General features: G+C 38.2%; 16 protein-coding genes, 1 tRNA gene and 2 rRNA genes. 16 read left to right on the forward strand and 3 right to left on the reverse strand.

Going from position 1 to position 17,819, the window contains the following annotated elements; genetic code table 11:
• A 23S ribosomal RNA gene (locus NFR44_RS03910) occupies positions 1-101 on the forward strand; the annotation flags it as partial.
• A gap of 135 nt (positions 102-236) precedes the next feature.
• Positions 237-353, forward strand: a 5S ribosomal RNA gene (rrf, locus tag NFR44_RS03915).
• Between the two features lie 279 nt (positions 354-632).
• On the opposite strand, the gene NFR44_RS03920 is transcribed toward rrf, so the two are convergent.
• Positions 633-974, reverse strand: coding sequence for a nucleoside triphosphate pyrophosphohydrolase family protein (locus tag NFR44_RS03920; protein ID WP_251441375.1), 342 nt, complete (start codon positions 972-974; stop codon positions 633-635).
• Between the two features lie 817 nt (positions 975-1,791).
• Here NFR44_RS03920 and NFR44_RS03925 point away from each other — a divergent pair.
• From NFR44_RS03925 to NFR44_RS03985, 13 genes are all read left to right on the forward strand, one after another.
• Complete coding sequence (locus NFR44_RS03925) at positions 1,792-2,814, forward strand: sulfate ABC transporter substrate-binding protein (protein WP_251441376.1); 1,023 nt, start codon at positions 1,792-1,794, stop codon at positions 2,812-2,814.
• Between the two features lie 9 nt (positions 2,815-2,823).
• Positions 2,824-3,675, forward strand: coding sequence for a sulfate ABC transporter permease subunit CysT (gene cysT / locus NFR44_RS03930; RefSeq protein WP_251441377.1), 852 nt, complete (start codon positions 2,824-2,826; stop codon positions 3,673-3,675).
• A 1-nt stretch (position 3,676) separates the two neighbouring features.
• A complete protein-coding gene (locus NFR44_RS03935; protein WP_251441378.1) occupies positions 3,677-4,510 on the forward strand; it encodes a sulfate ABC transporter permease in 834 nt (277 codons plus the stop codon).
• Between the two features lie 164 nt (positions 4,511-4,674).
• Positions 4,675-5,754 carry an ABC transporter ATP-binding protein gene (locus NFR44_RS03940; protein WP_251441379.1) on the forward strand — a complete coding sequence of 360 codons (1,080 nt, stop codon included), beginning with the start codon at positions 4,675-4,677 and terminating at the stop codon, positions 5,752-5,754.
• 42 nt (positions 5,755-5,796) lie between these two features.
• A complete protein-coding gene (locus NFR44_RS03945) occupies positions 5,797-7,515 on the forward strand; it encodes an adenylyl-sulfate reductase subunit alpha (protein WP_251441380.1) in 1,719 nt (572 codons plus the stop codon).
• Positions 7,499-7,813 carry a 4Fe-4S dicluster domain-containing protein gene (locus NFR44_RS03950; protein ID WP_251441381.1) on the forward strand — a complete coding sequence of 105 codons (315 nt, stop codon included), beginning with the start codon at positions 7,499-7,501 and terminating at the stop codon, positions 7,811-7,813. Before NFR44_RS03945 ends, NFR44_RS03950 begins: the two co-directional genes overlap by 17 nt.
• An 84-nt stretch (positions 7,814-7,897) precedes the next feature.
• Positions 7,898-8,797: a sulfate adenylyltransferase subunit CysD gene (cysD, locus tag NFR44_RS03955; RefSeq protein WP_251441382.1), complete on the forward strand. Its 900-nt coding sequence runs from the start codon at positions 7,898-7,900 to the stop codon at positions 8,795-8,797.
• A 31-nt stretch (positions 8,798-8,828) separates the two neighbouring features.
• Positions 8,829-10,517 (forward strand): sulfate adenylyltransferase subunit 1, encoded by a 1,689-nt coding sequence (locus tag NFR44_RS03960; protein WP_251441383.1) that lies wholly within the window; start codon positions 8,829-8,831, stop codon positions 10,515-10,517.
• Positions 10,518-10,768: 251 nt separating this feature from the next.
• Positions 10,769-12,049 carry an FAD-dependent oxidoreductase gene (locus NFR44_RS03965; protein ID WP_251441384.1) on the forward strand — a complete coding sequence of 427 codons (1,281 nt, stop codon included), beginning with the start codon at positions 10,769-10,771 and terminating at the stop codon, positions 12,047-12,049.
• Positions 12,046-12,327, forward strand: coding sequence for a ferredoxin family protein (locus tag NFR44_RS03970; protein ID WP_162099112.1), 282 nt, complete (start codon positions 12,046-12,048; stop codon positions 12,325-12,327). Before NFR44_RS03965 ends, NFR44_RS03970 begins: the two co-directional genes overlap by 4 nt.
• Before the next feature lie 14 nt (positions 12,328-12,341).
• Positions 12,342-13,142 carry an electron transfer flavoprotein subunit beta/FixA family protein gene (locus tag NFR44_RS03975; RefSeq protein ID WP_251441385.1) on the forward strand — a complete coding sequence of 267 codons (801 nt, stop codon included), beginning with the start codon at positions 12,342-12,344 and terminating at the stop codon, positions 13,140-13,142.
• A gap of 14 nt (positions 13,143-13,156) precedes the next feature.
• Positions 13,157-14,164, forward strand: a complete 1,008-nt coding sequence (locus NFR44_RS03980) for an electron transfer flavoprotein subunit alpha/FixB family protein (protein WP_251441675.1) — start codon at positions 13,157-13,159, stop codon at positions 14,162-14,164.
• A gap of 340 nt (positions 14,165-14,504) precedes the next feature.
• Positions 14,505-15,863 carry a DUF389 domain-containing protein gene (locus tag NFR44_RS03985; protein ID WP_251441386.1) on the forward strand — a complete coding sequence of 453 codons (1,359 nt, stop codon included), beginning with the start codon at positions 14,505-14,507 and terminating at the stop codon, positions 15,861-15,863.
• Between the two features lie 306 nt (positions 15,864-16,169).
• Here NFR44_RS03985 and NFR44_RS03990 read toward each other — a convergent pair.
• Positions 16,170-16,260 (reverse strand) — tRNA-Ser (locus tag NFR44_RS03990).
• A gap of 195 nt (positions 16,261-16,455) precedes the next feature.
• Between NFR44_RS03990 and NFR44_RS03995 the strand changes: the two genes are divergently transcribed.
• On the forward strand, positions 16,456-17,166 hold the full coding sequence (locus NFR44_RS03995) for a DUF554 domain-containing protein (protein ID WP_251441387.1): 711 nt from the start codon (positions 16,456-16,458) through the stop codon (positions 17,164-17,166).
• Between the two features lie 96 nt (positions 17,167-17,262).
• Here NFR44_RS03995 and NFR44_RS04000 read toward each other — a convergent pair whose 3' ends face one another.
• Positions 17,263-17,817: a folate family ECF transporter S component gene (locus NFR44_RS04000; protein WP_251441388.1), complete on the reverse strand. Its 555-nt coding sequence runs from the start codon at positions 17,815-17,817 to the stop codon at positions 17,263-17,265.
• Positions 17,818-17,819: the final 2 nt, after the last annotated feature.

The raw sequence follows: 17,819 nt of genomic DNA on the forward strand, positions 1-17,819 counted from the left end.
TTAGTAAGATCCCATGTAGACGACATGGTTGATAGGCCAGGTGTGGAAGAGCTGTGAGGCTTGGAGCTGACTGGTACTAATAGATCGAGGGCTTTACTTTTAAATAGTGAACCAGATTAAAATGGTAGTCACTAGACTGTAGGGACAAACTTCAATTAAAGAATTATATATAATCTAATGTGTAACTTACAAGATCTACACTTCTATGTGGTTTTCAGAGTACAAGCTCTGACAGATTCAGTGGCGATAGCTATGAGGGTCCACCTGTTCCCATCTCGAACACAGTAGTTAAGCTCGTAAACGCCGAAAGTACTTGGCTGGAAGCGGCCTGGGAGGATAGGTAGTCGCTGATTAATGAAAATAAGAGGTCGTGTCGAAAGACACGGCCTCTTATTTTTGTTAATCTAATGAGTAACAATCTGTCTGGCCGCTTCCAAGAAGCGAGTGAAGCGAAGCGTAGCATGATAGATCGTAATAAAATAATACAAAAAATACAAAAAGAAGGATGTATCTATTACTTACTATAGTTATAGATACATCCTTCTTTTTATGCTAGTATATATTAAATAAATAATTAATTATTAGAACTATGGTGTAATGTAATTTATAGAAATTGGATAAATAGTGGTGAATTATTTAGGTAATTCACTTTCTTTTGTTTCCACAAAGTCCATAATGGCTTTTTCAAAATCAATTCCCATGCGATCTGCAAGAGCTGCTAACCACCAAACACATTCACCTAATTTGTGAGGTAATAAAGTCTTAAGATCATCTTCTGTATTGGCTGTAGGCCATGTTTTTTCATGAGCCATAGCTAGGCGTCCTACAAGAGCTGCATCTGTTAAGAAACCGAGTGCATCTTCTTCAATAGTCCAGCGTTGGCCATTGAATTTATCTTCTAATTTATGATAGGATTCACGAATCGCTAAATTTCGTTCAATGACTTCTTGTAAAGTTATGTTTTGCTTTTCCATTAAGGCCTCCTTAGTTATAGATATGTAATAGAAATTAAAATTTTAATTATAGTATAGCATAATTATATGCAATATTCATTTTTAATTTTAGTATTAAGTATATATAAATTTCAATAAACAAAATGATAAAAATTATTAAAATTGTATTTATTAACTTTAGAGACAGTACAAAAATATATATACAATTATGTATTTAAGATTATGTACAGCTATATGTTTTAGACTACATATGACTATATATCTCTGTGTATGTATAACTGTATATGGATATTATAAAAGGCTACGAGAATCTATATATCTTAGATACAGATAATTATATATTTGGTGCACAGGTAATCATATACATGTGATTTGTGTGATGATTTGTGTGAATATGTTTTAATTAGGGTGTAATCATATATTCTTATAAAGTGTTCATCTAACTAGAAAAATAATTTTTGAGAATATATATCAATTTTAGAAGCGATTAAAAGATGGCGTGTATTCTATTTATTCTAATGTAATAGTATATCCTATTGACAATGTATGATTTAAAACGTACAATTACAGACAGCTTTATAAATACGTGCGTTTTAAATACCTGTTAAAAATGTAGGAATTAAATATTAGCTAAGCTATACGAATTAAATAAGCTAGGATTAGGGGAATCCTAGCTTATGTAGATATTTTTATAGTAGTAAATTAGCTTACTGAAATAAAGAAAGGATAAATATATAGGGTATTTCAAGCACGCCATAGTTGAGAAAGAAGCAAGGTAGATTAGCGCAGATGTGTGCTAATTAAAAAGAGAGAGTTAAAAGAGAATGAAGGTATGTCTATGAAACGAAGAGGTTGGTATTTACTTCTCTCCGTAGGTATAGTGGGGGCTATATTATGGAGCACAGAACAGGCATTTTCATCGTCTAGTGAAGAGACTACGATGACCTTGATTAATGTGTCCTATGATGCTACGCGAGAGTTTTATGAAGCCTATAATACTGATTTTGCAGCGTATTATAAGGCTCGTACAGGTAAAGAGATAATAATCCATCAATCGCACGGTGGCTCAGGCAATCAAGCTAGAGCCGTGGTAGAAGGCTTTGATGCAGATATTGTAACTTTAGCTTTGGCACAAGATGTGAATTTATTACAAAAGGTTCACCTATTAGATTCTAATTGGGAGTCTAGTTTACCAAATTATTCGGCCCCTTATACTTCAACCGTTGTATTTTTAGTGCGACAGGGGAATGCATTAAAAATTAGGGATTGGGATGATTTAGTTAAACCAAATGTCCGTATTATTGCACCTGATCCAAAGAGTAGTGGTGGGGCTTGTTGGATTTTTTTAGCTGCTTATGCTTATGGAGCAGGTTTGCCTGATGATACAGCTAAAGCTACTAATTTTGTGAAGCGATTATATGAAAATGTAGTAGTTATGGATGCTGGAGCTCGGGGGGCTACCACAACATTTGTAGAAAATAAACAAGGCGATGTATTGCTTGTTTGGGAAAATGAAGCTAAGCAGATTTTACAACACTATCCTGGTGAATATAAGCTAGTAACGCCATCAGTGTCTATAGTAGCCGAACCTAGTGTGGCAGTAGTCGCTAATATTGCTCGAAAACGAGGCACATATGAAGTAGCCGAGGATTACTTAACTCACTTATATGCGCCGGAGAGTCAGCGTTTAATAGCTCAATATGGATTTAGGCCCACAGATTCTACTGTTATGACAGAGGTAGCCAAGGAATATCCAACACCTCAGCGCATGGTAACAATTCGTGATTTTGGTGGTTGGGCCGCTGCTTATGAGCGTTTCTTTGAAGATGGTGCCCTATTCGATATGATTCGGGACGAATAGGAGGGCTTTATGAGACAAACTATGCAAACAAATAGTAGAGCGCCTCGTCTATTACCAGGTTTTAGACTGACCTTAGGTGTGACCTTAACCATTTTGTCTATCATTGTTATTTTGCCAGTAGGTACTATTTTAGGCTATGCGGTGCAAATTCCGCCCATGACATTGTGGCAAACCATTGCTAAACCTGTAGTTTGGCACGCTTTTGCTACGAGTATTATGACATCGTTGGTAGCAGCAACTATTAACTTAGTCTTTGGCACATTATTAGCTTGGATTTTAGTACGATATACATTCCCAGGGCGACGTTTCATTGATAGTCTTATTGAGTTACCTTTTGCACTACCTACAGCTGTAGCAGGGATTACCTTATCTAAGTTATATTCAGATACTGGCTTATTGGGTAGTACACTTATACAGTGGGGAATTTCTTTAGTGTATACGAAGATAGGTATTAGTATTGCACTAATTTTTGTAGGGATTCCTTTTGTAGTTCGCTCTGTTGAGCCTGTATTAGCTAAATTGGATGGTTCGTATGAAGAAGCGGCAGCTGTATTAGGGGCGAATAACTTCACAATATTCCGGCGTATTATTTTACCTGAAATTTTGCCCGCTGGGTTGGCTGGATTTGCCCTTGCGTTTGCTCGAGGGCTTGGGGAATACGGAAGTGTCATTTATATTTCAGGTAATAGCGCTAAAGCCCAGACACAAGTAGTATCTTATGTAATTATGCAGAAGTTGAACTATATTGATTATGAAGGTGCTACAGCGATGGCATTGCTTTTATTAATATTGGCCTTTTTCATTTTGCTTAGCGTTAATTTATTGCAATTGCGTCAAGCGAAGCGGTTAGGAGGTCGATAGGATGAAAGAATTAAAGTGGGTGCAATATAGCTTAATTATAGTGGGGTTTCTTTTCGTTATTTTAATGTTAGTTTTTCCACTTATAACGGTAATTCTCAGTTCTTTGGCACAAGGCTGGACATTTTATGTAAAGGCTATTACAACGCCTTATGTAGTATCTGCACTAGGTCTCACTTTAGTAGCTGCTTTGGTAGCGGTATTAGTAAGTGGGATATTTGGTCTTTGTGCGGCTTATAGCATTGGTAAGTTTGATTTTAAAGGTAAGCAGTTGTTAATGACGTTAATTGATGTGCCCTTTTCTATTTCACCGGTCATTGCAGGTTTAGCCTTTATTATGGTGTTTGGCCGTATTGGATGGGGTTACAGTATTTTAGAGAGTCTTAATCAGTGGTTAGGTACGAACTGGCGTGTGGTCTTTGCTTTACCAGGTGTATTCTTAGCTACAATTTTTGTAACCTTACCCTTTGTTTTCCGTGAAGTGATAGGCGTTATGCATACAAGAGGACGTGAAGAGGAAGAAGCGGCTGTTTTAATGGGGGCATCGGGATTGACTGTTTTTTGGAAAATTACCTTTCCTCAGATTAAATGGGGTTTCCTCTATGGCGTATTACTGTGTGCCGCCAGAGCGTTAGGCGAATTTGGAGCCGTAGCAGCCTTATCGAAAGTACGTGGCAGTACCTTTACTTTGCCTTTGGAAATTGACGCTTTGTATTTATCTGGTTCTGCTACAGGCGTTACAGCTGCTTTTGCGGCATCCTCTGTATTGGTTATGTTAGCAATCGTCTTATTAATTTTACGGGCTTATGTAGAACAACGAGTGGGTCATAATGGCTAGGTATTGTAATAAATATGGTTAGGTATTGTAATGAAATGGATATAAAAATAATGTTAATATTATTTTTATTATTAAGAACTATATAGATTGATTTTTAGTTTATTAAGGGTAATTTAGGGATAATAAAGAAATATTGAAGAATTGAGAGAGTTTGAGGTGATGAGATGGAACAAGGAGCGTCTCAGTATGTAGCCATGGAGGGAATTTATAAGCAATATGGCCATTATGAAGCATCTAAAGATGTGAGTTTTCATATTGCTGAAGGCAAGATTGTAGCTCTATTAGGCCCCAGTGGGAGTGGTAAAACCACAATTTTACGTATGTTAGCAGGACTAGAGCAACCAGATCAGGGTGATATCTATATTGCTGGTAAGCGTGTGAATGCTATTGTACCGGCTAAGCGTGGTATAGGTTTTGTATTTCAAAATTATGCGCTATTTCGTCATATGACGGTATTTGATAATATTGCCTTTGGTCTTACCGTGCAAAAAGAGGAGCAACATGTGATTCATAAGCGAGTGTTAGAATTACTAGATTTAGTTGGTCTTGCTAATTTGCAAGATCGTTATCCTGGTGAATTATCTGGTGGACAGCGGCAGCGTGTAGCCTTTGCAAGGGCTTTGGCACCAAGGCCTGATGTATTGTTATTAGATGAACCTTTTGCGGCTATTGATGCAAAGGTTAAGCATGAGCTCCGTCAATGGTTAAAAGCTACCATTAAGAAATCGGGGATTACGAGTATCTTTGTGACTCATGATCAAGAAGAAGCCGTAGAATTAGCTGATGAAATTATTGTAACTAATAATGGTTGTATTGAACAAATGGGCACACCAGAAGAGATTTATGGACAACCAGCAACCCCCTTTGTGGCTGGATTTATGGGGAAGGCCAAGGGGATTATGGAATATGAAAGCCTTAACGGTTTTGAACGAGAGGCCGGTTTTGATTGGGCAATTATTCGCCCCGAATTCGTAGCTGTTTTTAAAGCAGATGCAGACCATGAAGATAAAAGTGCTGTTGAAACGGGTAGTGTAGAAGCGGTAACGTTTCAGGGAACGCGCCTTAGCATGCGCATTCGTATTGGGAATCATCTGATTGAAGCAGAACAGCCTATTGAAGCGGCTTCGTTTGTTGTAGGTGAAACGGTTCAGGTCTTGATTTATCGGCTTTTCTTGTGTAGTAATACGGAGGTTCATATTGTGAAAAATAAAGCTCTTGAACCAGGTCAAGTATTCTATATTTAAGAGAGTTTGACAGACTTTAGGAAATTAGGTGGGATAGGACGTATGAAAATTGAGAAACGAGAGCGAATTGAAACGGATGTGCTTATCATTGGTGGCGGTACAGCTGGTTGTTATGCAGCGTTGACTTTGCAAAAACAAACAGATGCTAACGTTTTAATTGTAGAAAAGGCAGTAATTCGTCGCAGTGGCTGTTTAGCAGCAGGGGTTAATGCACTGAATGCGTATATTGTAAAAGGTCGCAAGCCAGAAGATTATGTTGAGTATGCCACAAAAGATGCAGCTGGCATTGTGCGTCATGATTTATTATTATCCATGAGTGAACGACTGAATGGCGTTACTAAAGTATTAGAAGATTTAGGTTTAGTTATTTTAAAAGACTCTAATGGAGAGTATATAGCCCGTGGTAATCGCAATATAAAAATCAATGGGGAAAATATTAAGCCTTTGTTAGCGGAAGTGGTTTTACAATTGCCAAATACAACGGTGATGGAACATGTCATTATTACCGATTATTTGGTAGAGGATGGTGAAATTAAGGGGGCTGTAGGCTTTTCGTTGCGTCATCAGGTGGCGTATGAAATTTATGCGCCCTATGTGATTTGTGCTACCGGTGGGGCCGCTGGGTTATATCGGCCTAATAATCCTGGTTTTTCACGGCATAAGATGTGGTATTCACCTTTTAATACGGGAGCTGGTTATGCCATGGGCATTCAAGCTGGTGCAGAAATGACGACCTTTGAAATGCGTTTTATTGCCTTGCGTTGTAAAGATACTATTGCGCCGACGGGCACTATTGCTCAAGGGGTGGGTGCTAAGCAGATTAATGCAGATGGCGAAGTATATGAAACTAAATATGGATTGACTACTTCACAGCGTGTTTATGGCACAGTAAAAGAAAATTTAGAAGGTCATGGTCCTTGTTATTTAGCCACAGAAGGAATTAGTAGTGAGCAAAATATGGATCTTTTGAAGGCCTATCTTAATATGGCGCCAGGTCAGACTTTAAAATGGCTAGAATCGGGGGAAGGACCACAACAGCAGAATGTAGAGATTGAAGGAACAGAACCTTATATTGTAGGCGGTCATACGGCGAGTGGCTATTGGGTTGATACGAATCGTGAAACGACAATTCGCAATTTATATGCCGCTGGTGATGTAGCTGGTGGTTGTCCACAAAAATATGTAACTGGTGCTTTAGCGGAAGGGGAAATTGCAGCCCTAGCGATTGCTAAGCGATATGAAGCGGCTAAGGCTCATGATGAGAGGCATAATGGTAATGGTCATTTTGTTTCAGAGGGGCTTAAAGTGAAAGCAGAGGCCTATTTGTCGGCTTATGATGCTTATCTTACGGGCGAATCTCCATTATATACAACGGAACAGCTAGAAGAAGCGATGCAACGAACTATGGACAGCTATGCAGGTGGTATTGGTGCTTATTATCGTTTCAATAGTAAACAATTGAAGAAAGCGAAAACGAGAATTCAAGAATTGCAAAAAATGGCACAACATTTGAAAGCTCAAAATTTGCACGACCTATTATTTATTTATGAATTAAAAGAGCGTTTAGTTGTATGTTTAACATTGATTGCTCATTTAGAAGGGCGTAAAGAAACACGCTGGCACAGCTTTGCAGAAAATTTAGATTATCCTGAAAGTAGTGATGAATGGCTTTGTTATGTTAATTCGATAGCAACCGATAGAGGGATTGAAATTCGACAACGGCCATTAGTGAAGGAGGCGTATTATGAGCATCAGAATTGATCAGCGTAGCTGCATCGGTTGTCAACGTTGTGTTAATATTTGTCCTGGTAGCTTACCAGCTATGAATGAAGAGGGTAAAGCCTATATGGCTTATCCTAAGGACTGCTGGGGCTGTATGGCATGTATAAAAGAATGTCCTGTTGGGGCCATTGCTTATTTTTTAGGACCCGATATGGGTGGCAAAGGGGGCACGATGAAGGCGCAGCGTGAAGGTCATTTTTGGCGTTGGGAATATATAGCGCCTAATGGGGAGAGCCAAACCATTGTTGTAAATGCGCAAGAATCCAACCAATATTAGATATATAAAGAGTCTAAACTTTGTACTAGATATTAATCCATCTTGCATTAGGGTATAAGAGAGTAAAAGAGAGAAGGTAGTAATATGAGTGAGTATAGTCATTTAGATGAATTAGAGGCAGAGGCTATATATATTATCCGTGAAGTGGCGGCACAATGTGAGAAGCCCGTTATGTTGTATTCCATTGGGAAAGATAGTTCTGTTATGCTACATTTAGCACGAAAGGCCTTTTATCCTGAAAAGCCCCCATTTCCATTTTTGCATGTGAACACAACTTGGAAATTTAAAGAAATGATCAAGTTCCGTGATGAAACAGCTAAGAAATTTGGCTTAGATATGATTGAATATATCAATCAAGAAGGGGTTGCACAAGGTATTAATCCGTTTGACCATGGCTCAGCTTATACGGATATTATGAAAACCCAAGCTCTAAAGCAAGCATTAAATACATATGGTTTTACTGCGGCCTTTGGGGGTGGTCGTCGTGATGAAGAAAAATCCCGTGCGAAAGAACGAATTTTTTCCTTCCGCAATGCCTCTCATGGTTGGGATCCTAAAAATCAGCGCCCTGAAATGTGGAAACTATATAATGCTAAGATTAACAAAGGGGAAAGTATTCGCGTATTTCCTCTATCTAACTGGACTGAAAAGGATATTTGGCAATATATTAAACGTGAAAATATAGATATTGTATCCTTATATTTTGCGAAAGAACGACCTGTTGTATATCGTGATGGCAATATTATTATGGTAGATGATGATCGTTTTAAATTACGACCTGGTGAAACCATTGAACAAAAGAAAGTGCGTTTCCGTACATTAGGTTGTTATCCTTTAACGGGTGGTACTGAATCTGAAGCCACTACCTTAGATGAAATCATTGAAGAAACCTTATCGGCTGTTTCCTCTGAACGTACGACACGCGTTATTGATAGTGAAGCGGCTGGCAGCATGGAACGGCGTAAGCGGGAAGGGTATTTCTAATATAGGTATTGGGTAAAGAGAGGATACAATCATGAAAGGACTTTTAAAATTTATTACTTGTGGCAGTGTAGATGATGGTAAATCTACTTTAATTGGCCACATTTTATATGATGCTAAATTATTATATGCGGATCAGGCTAAAGCACTTGAATTAGAAAGTAAAGTAGGCAGTCGTGGTGGTGCCATTGATTATTCATTACTATTAGATGGGTTGATGGCTGAACGTGAACAAGGGATTACCATTGATGTAGCATATCGTTATTTTACGACGGATAATCGTAGTTTCATTGTAGCAGACACACCTGGTCATGAAGAATATACGCGTAATATGGCTGTAGGAGCATCTTTTGCTGACTTGGCGATTATTTTGGTGGATGCTTCACAAGGTATTTTAGTGCAGACCCGTCGTCATGCTCGTATTTGTGCTCTTATGGGCATTGAGTCATTTGTGTTTGCTGTGAATAAAATGGATTTAGTAGGCTATAAAGAAGACGTATTCCGTCAGATTGAAGCGGATATTGCAAACCTTGCTAAGGAAGTGGGCCTTACTAATGTACAGGTAATTCCTGTATCAGCGACCGAAGGCGACAATATTACGACCAAAGCGACAACTATGCCTTGGTATGAAGGGCCCGCTTTGTTACCCTATTTAGAAACTGTAGATGCGTCTGGTACGGCTGAAGATGGTTTTTATATGCCAGTACAGCGGGTATGTCGTCCTAATCATACTTTCCGTGGTTTTCAGGGGCAAGTAGAAGCAGGTCAGGTCGCAGTAGGTGATACCTTAACAGTATTACCTAGTGGTGAAAGTGCTAAGGTTGAATCTTTGTTAGTTGGTTTTAATACGGTGCAAGCGGCCCAGCTAGGCCAACCTTTAACGGTGCAACTAGACCGTGAAATTGATGTTTCACGGGGCAGTGTGTTGGTTAAACAAACAGGAATTGGTACGGCGCAGACTGCCAGTGTAAAATTACTTTGGATGGACGATGAACCCTTAGAAGTGGGGAATGAATATCTGGTTAGTTTAGGCACTAAGCAAGTAGCCGCCACGGTCACAGACATTCAGTATCAAATTGATGTAAATAGTGGCGAGCATCTACCAGTTGCTGAACTTGGAAAAAATAGTATAGCCCTTTGCACCTTGCACTTCCAGACACCTGTAGTTATGGATGAATTCCGTCATCATAAAACACTAGGTGAATTGATCTTAATCAATCGTGTTAGCAATATGACATCTGCTTGTGGCGTTATTGAAGCAGTAGGCACAGTAGCTGAGCAGCATACTTTTGAAGGTAATGGTTTGCATGCTCGTGGTGATGTATTTGATGAGTTTTATTATAATGTGGAAGGTCTAAAAGTAGATAAAATTCGACCAACTCGAACGACGTTCCAAATTGGTGATGCGTTACCGATTACAGGGGCGAGCTATAGTTATCCAGCTAATTTTGATATTTTAGTAGTTCGTGATAAAGTGGCTATTCTAGTTCGTGACGGTCAATTCATGGATATTGTGGATTTAGCGTCATATGTGTATAGCGATGTACCTGTAGTAAATGGACGTGGCTTTGCAATACAGATTAATAGTGCCGATGAGGTAGCGCAGTTTATAGCTGAATCTGCTGATGATAGTTTGCAACGTGATGGCTCCTGGCATGATAGATGGCTTCGTTTTGAAACATATCGTAAAATTATTTTCCATGATTCCTTTTGGTCTATTTAAAAAATTCATACTAATACAAGCGGTTGTATTTCTTTTTGAGGTACAACCGCTTTTGTATTGCCTGTTTTTAGTGCATTTGAATAATATAGAATATATTTAGCTATGCAAAAGAGGTATTTTAAAAATGACATTAGAATATATATAATAGAAAGCACGAAGGATAATATCTAAAATTATCAATATATTCTATAGACTTTTTTAGGGATTTATTTTGTATTTTTAATACAGTATATTATACAAGGAGAAACAGCATGGAACGATTTGAAGCAATTGTTGTAGGTGGCGGCTTAGCAGGGGCAGCAGCGGCTTATCGTATGGCTAAAGCAGGTGTGAAGGTGCTCTTAGTAGAACGAGGGAGTTATGGGGGCGCTAAGAATATGACAGGTGGTCGTATTTATACACATTCGTTAGAAGCACTTATTCCTAATTTCCGTGAAACAGCACCGCTTGAACGGAAGGTGACTAAAGAACGGATTTCTATTCTTGAAGGCGGTAAAGCAACCACCGTTGAGTATGAAGCAACACCAGCTAAACCAGAGGACGAATCCTATGTTGTATTGCGGAGTGTATTTGATAAGTGGTTAGTGGATCAAGCGGCAGCTGCTGGTGCCGTTGTAGTTAATCGTATCCAAGTAGATGAATTGCTCAAAGAAGGGGATACCGTAGTAGGTATTCGTTGTGGCAAAGATACGATGTTAGCCGATGTAGTTGTATTGGCTGATGGGGTGAATTCGTTACTAGCTGAACGGGCTGGTTTACGTGCGCCAGTGACAGCAGCTGAAGTAGCAGTAGGGGCTAAGGAAGTATATACCTTTAATAAAGGTGTGTTAGAGGAACGACTTGGCTTGGATGGTAACGATGGCTTAGCGTGGCTCTGCATGGGGGATATAACTCATGGTTTAATGGGCGGTGGCTTTTTATACACTAATAAAAACAGCCTTTCGCTAGGTGTTGTTGTCGGTCTAGAGCATATTGGTGAAGCGGATGCTACTATCGAAGACATGATGAATGAATTTATGAGCTATGGACCGATTGCTCGTTTATTAAAAGGTGGTAAATTAGTAGAACGCAGTGGCCACATGGTGCCAGAAGCGGGCTATAAAGCAGTGACAACACTTAGTGGCAACGGGTTTATTATCGTCGGTGATGCGGCTGGCTTCTGTATTAATATGGGCTATACCGTGCGTGGTATGGATTTTGCCATTGCTTCTGGTATGTATGCGGGCGATGCTATTATTAAAGCCAAGAAATTACAAGACTTTTCAGCGGGTGCCTTACGTTATTATGATATTTTAATAGAAGATAGCTTTATTGGTAAGGATTTAAAAACGTATCGCCACTTCCCTGAATTCTTAAATAATCCTCGCATTTTCCAAAAATATCCATCCATGGTAAATGGTATTATGGAAGATGTGTTTACTGTAAATGGTAATGGAGCAAAACCATTAGTTCCTAAATTATTGAAACGAGCCACTGGTGTGGGCCTTGTAAATCTAGCTATGGATGCGCTTAAAGGAGGGCGTGCCTTATGATGAATTTAGAAGAAAAATTAGGTGTTAATAAATATTATGTAAATGAAGGACATCCTCATATTGAAATCATCCATGACTACCCTGATATGAAGGAAAAAATGAAACTTGTCAATGCTTGTCCAGCTGGTTTGTACACACTTAATGAAGATGGTACCTTAGCTTTTGATTATGCAGGTTGTGTAGAATGTGGTACTTGCCGTGTATTGTGTGGTAACACTATCGTGACAAAATGGGAATATCCAGATGACACGAAGGGTGTAGAATTTCGTCAAGGTTAATAGGGAGGACCATTATGGAATTACTCGTATGTATTAAGCAAGTGCCTGATACGTCTGAAATAAAATTAGACCCTGAAACGAATACATTGATTCGTACAGGCTTACCAAGTATTGTCAATCCTTTTGATATGAATGCCTTAGAGGCCGCATTGAAGGTAAAAGACACCTATCCTGGGACTCGTGTGTCTGTCATTACTATGGGGCCACCACAAGCGACGATTGCCTTGAAAGAGTGTATTTCTATGGGCGCTGATGAGGCGTATTTAATTACAGATAGGGCCTTTGCTGGGGCTGATACATTGGCCACTAGCTATACGATTGCACGGGCTATTGCTAAAGTGCAGGACGACCAGGGCAAGCCGTTTGACATTATTTTCTGTGGCAAACAAGCCATTGATGGTGATACAGCACAAGTAGGGCCACAAATTGCGGAAGAATTAGGTATTCCACAAGTAACCTATGTCTGCAATATTGAAGTAAATGATGGTATTGTACGGACACAGCGCGAACATGAAGAAGGTTTTGAAGTATTAGATACACCAGTGCCTATGTTGATGACAGCAGTTAAAACGTTGAATGAACCAAGATATCCAACTTTACATCACTCTATTCGAGCTACTCAGTATGAAGTAAAGTTGATTACGGCTAATGACATGGAAACAGATCCTAAGAGATTAGGCTTACAAGGCTCGCCAACGCGTGTTCGCAAGGTGTATAGTCCACCAATGCGTTCAGCTGGCACAATGCTTACGGGCCCTGTTCAGGAGTCTGTAGAAACGATTTTAGGCGTTTTAAAACAAAAGGAACTTATCTGATAGCATAAGGAGGTATTACGGTGTTTGAAGAATATACAGGTGTTTATGTGATTGCCGACTGCTTTGATGGGCAGGTGCGCAAAGTAACCTATGAATTAATTGGTCAGGCCCGCCTTATTGCTGATCAGCTTAATGAAGAAGTACATACTTTGATTTTAGGCGCGCAAGTTGCTTCGCAAGCACAAAGTTTAATTGAATATGGTTCCGACCATGTACATGTATTTGAGCATCCTTTATTAGCTCGCTACTCTACGGACGGCTATACAAAGGTTATTACAGACTTTTTTGGTCAAAATAAACCAAATGTTATTTTAATTGGCGCTACGAATGATGGCCGTGATTTGGCGCCTCGTATTTCAGGGCGTATGAAAAATGGCGTTGTGGCGGATTGTACAATCTTGACTGTAAGTCAATCTGACGGGCTTGTAGAATGGACACGACCTGCTTTGGGTGGTAATATTTTAGCAGAAATTATATGCCCAGAACATCGTCCACAAATGGGCTCTGTAAGACCTAATGTATTTAAAATGCCAGATCGCATAGAAGGGCGCGCTGGTCAGATTCATCAAGAAGTAGTAAACCTTACCGACAACGATATTCGTAATCGTTTTGTAGAAATGATTAAAGTGGATATGAATGATGTGAATATTGAAGAAGCTGAAATTATTGTAGCTGGTGGACGCGGTATGGGTTCCCCTGCGAACTTCAAAGTTTTGGAAGAATTGGCTGATGTATTAGGCGGTGTATTAGGGGTAACACGCCCTATCGTTGAAAAGGGTTGGTATCCACTAAGTCGTCAAATTGGCCAAACTGGTAAAACAATTGCGCCTAAGTTGTATTTAGCATTTGGGATTTCTGGAGCTATACAGCATACGGCGGGGATTACTGGTTCTGAAACGATTGTAGCGATTAATACAGATTCTGAAGCGGCTATTTTCAAAGTGTGTGACTATGGTATCGTAGGCGATGCTGTAGAAGTTGCTAAGGAAATGATAGCAAAGTTTAAGTCCGCCAAGGGCTAAATTATAAGTGGATAGATAGAAAGTGCCATAGGCCCGAGAAACCTACGAGTCAAGCTCTGAAGGTATTCTCTTAGCCTATGGCACTTTCTTTTGCTGTTATATAATTTAGCGACTTGACGGAGCTTAAGGGGGGAAGGAGTGAGTCAATCTCTGAAGTATTCTCTTAGCTTCTGGCACTATTATCAACTTTAGAATTTTGTATGATTTATAAGATTATATAAGTATGATAAAATAAAATAAAAATAATCTTTTTTTGATTGCTGACGTAATGAATAGACTATGATTTTATGATGTATAACTTGATGAATATAATAAGAAATAGTGAGAGAGGTATGTTAGAATGTCTCAGTGGAATAAATTTTTTAATTTAAGAATTGATAGTGCCTCTTATGAAGAGATTAATGAGAGAGTTACTTCTGACTCTATGTTAAAAGGTGGAAATTCAATTATTTTGGTAATGGCCATTTTAACAGCATCTATAGGGCTTAATATGAATAGTACTGCTGTGGTTATTGGTGCTATGTTGATGTCGCCTTTAATGGGGGCTTTAGTAGCTATTGGATTTGGTATGGCTACATATGATACTAAATTTATTAAAAGTTCAATGATAAAGTTGAGTTTTCAGATTTTTGTATCTCTTGTTACCTCAATGATTTATTTTACATTATCACCGATTAGTAATGCATCTTCGGAAATTCTTACTCGTACGGCACCAACTGCATGGGATGTATTGATTGCTCTTAGTGGTGGGCTTGCAGGTGCTATTGGTAATACTAGGCAAGAAAAGAGCAATGTTATTCCTGGGGTGGCTATTGCGACTGCATTGATGCCGCCTTTGTGTACGGCTGGATATGGTTTAAGTAGTGGAGTTTATTCTTATTTTTTAGGGGCAATGTATTTATTTTTTATAAATAGCTTTTTTATTATATTATCAGCTTTTATTATATTTAAATTACTTCGTGTACCTCCTAAAAAATATGCAGAAGATAGTCATAAAAACTATCAAAAGGGAATCTTAGTTTTGTTAGGAATCTTGATTACTGTTCCCAGTATTTATATGGCGTATTTGACTGTGGACAAGACTATAAGAGATGATCAAATTCAGACGTTTTTAGCTACAGAGCTTAACATGGTACATACAAGTATCGTATCTTATGCTTATGAGGATCATGTATTAACTTTAGATTTAATAGGTAGACCTTTAACAGAGGGACAAATTAATCGATTGGAAGAATCAATGCAGACTTTTAATCGTTTAAAGGGGACGAAACTAAAAGTGGTACAAGGATATAATGCGCAGTTAGATTCTTCAGAAGTTCAACAAATTATAAATAAAAGTATGGCTAATATGATGGCTAAAGAAAAAGGAAAATCCTATAAAGAGTTAGCAAATACATATTATCCAGCATATCAGAGAAGTGAAAATAATCAAGAGCAAATACGTTTGCTAAATAATGAATTGCCTATTTTGTTCCCTGAAATAAAATTAGTTAAACTTTCACCTATTATTTCAGTTGATGATGATGGCAAAGTGATTTATAGTGGGGTATTAGTGACTCTTATTGTTAGGGATCCATTAACCACTGATGATGTAAAAAAAATTCAACGATGGATAGTTGAGCAAGTAGGTGATGAGGTGTCTTTAATTGTTCAATTAGAAGAACAACCAAGTCAGTTTTATGGAAATGGGATTAAGTAATGTATTATTGCGTAATATATGGAAAACTCTTGAGATGGAAATAGTTTTATTGAAGAATACAGTAAAATCAAGGGTTTGTAACAAGGCGGAAATAGAAAATAGCCCATCTTGAATATCTAGTTATAATTCAAAAACAAGACGGAAATTAGACGGAAAACATTGAATATTTAAGGATATTTCACCCTTAATTGAGAACGAAAAATGTCTAAAAAAGGATATAAAAAGACCCCTACTTTCTAGGTGTTTCCTAGTTTTGTAGGGGTTTTGAATACTCTTGGCAATTATCAGACAAAAGTATAAAAGTTTTGGCGGAGGATTAGGGATTCGAACCCTAGCGACGGTAACCCGCCCTAACGATTTAGCAAACCGTCCTCTTCAGCCTCTTGAGTAATCCTCCAAATCTAATTACTAAAATATCATATCATTTGAATTAGTATTTTGTCAAGATTATGTCCACATTAATTCTTTGAAATATCATAGTCCAATAATACAAGCAAACTTTGATGTTACCTAGATGATTTGTGTGCTATAATCAATAATTAAATACTTATAAAAGTATTTGGTGTATATTTTATGAAAAAGGAGAGATTATATGCCTGGAGTAGGTACATTGCTTAACATGTTAATCATTGTAGTCGGGGGGCTCATTGGATTAACGGCACGTAATTATTTGAATCAGCGCTTGCTTGAAACGTTAATGGCAGCGATGAGCGCTTGCATTTTATTTATTGGTTTTGTTGGCGCTACAAAGGAGTCTTTAGTTTTTGTTAATGGGGAGTTAGTAGTAACTAATATTATGATGCTAGTTATTACATTCATTATTGGTACTGTCATTGGTGAAATTTTAGATTTAGATAAAAAATTAGAACAATTCGGTGCATGGTTAAAGATTAAAAGTAAAAACGAAGGTGAAGGGGGCTTTATAGAGGCTTTTTTAACAGCTTCTTTTACTGTATGCATTGGGGCTATGGCTATTATAGGCTCTATTAAAGATGCCTCTGGTGATCCTACTATTTTATTGGCAAAAGCTATGATGGATGGGATTGTAGTTATGATTATGACAACCACATTGGGGAAAGGTTGTATTTATTCGGCCGTACCAGTCGGTATCGTGCAAGGGGTGGTTACATTACTGGCGTTTTTCATAACACCGTGGTTGACAGAACAGGCTCTTAGTAATATTTCGTTTACTGGTTCTATTATGATTTTCTTGGTAGGGGTTAATTTACTATGGGATAAACGAATTCGTATTGCTAATATGTTGCCTACGTTAGTAGTGGCTGCCTTGTGGGCGTGGCTTTAGTAAGATATAATTATAAAATAAAAAACACCGTTTAAGCGGTGTTTTTTTATTTGTAGTATTTTTTATTTATAGTGTTTTAATTTTAGAAATAGAGAATTATGTATTCGGTGTTGCTTCCTTTGGGGTAGTCGTTAATTTTGAAGGATTCAGAGCAGGGATAATACGGCCTAGTGTTTTATATACGGCAAAAAATAGAACAATTTCAATAGGATAGCAAATGATATTTTTGATTAAACGGCCCATAAAAATAGCAGAAGCCGCCTTTTGATAAAAAATCACGAGCCATAAGGTGTTAAGGCCTAAGTGAATTACTATAGTAATAATGAGGAATGGTATGGCTACACGTTTTAAAGTAATCGGCTTCTTATATAAGAAGTGACCAAAGGTATAGCCTACGAGGAATTCAGACAGCATAAAGCCGGGGAAAAATACGCCTTGACCAAAAAGTAGCATGCCTATGAAACAAGCAATGGCGGCCATAATACCAGCACGAAGAGGGCCGTGCATAACAGCAAAAATAGCGGTAGAAAGGAACCCAAAGGTGATATGGATAAAGGTAGTGTGGATAGCAAAGACATAAGATAATAGCACAGTGAGTGCAATAAAGAGACTTGTTTGGGTAATTAAAGAAATAGACGATGTTTGTTTCATGC

Origin of the sequence: Veillonella intestinalis (assembly GCF_943193155.1) — a bacterium.
Lineage (GTDB): Bacteria > Bacillota > Negativicutes > Veillonellales > Veillonellaceae > Veillonella_A > Veillonella_A intestinalis.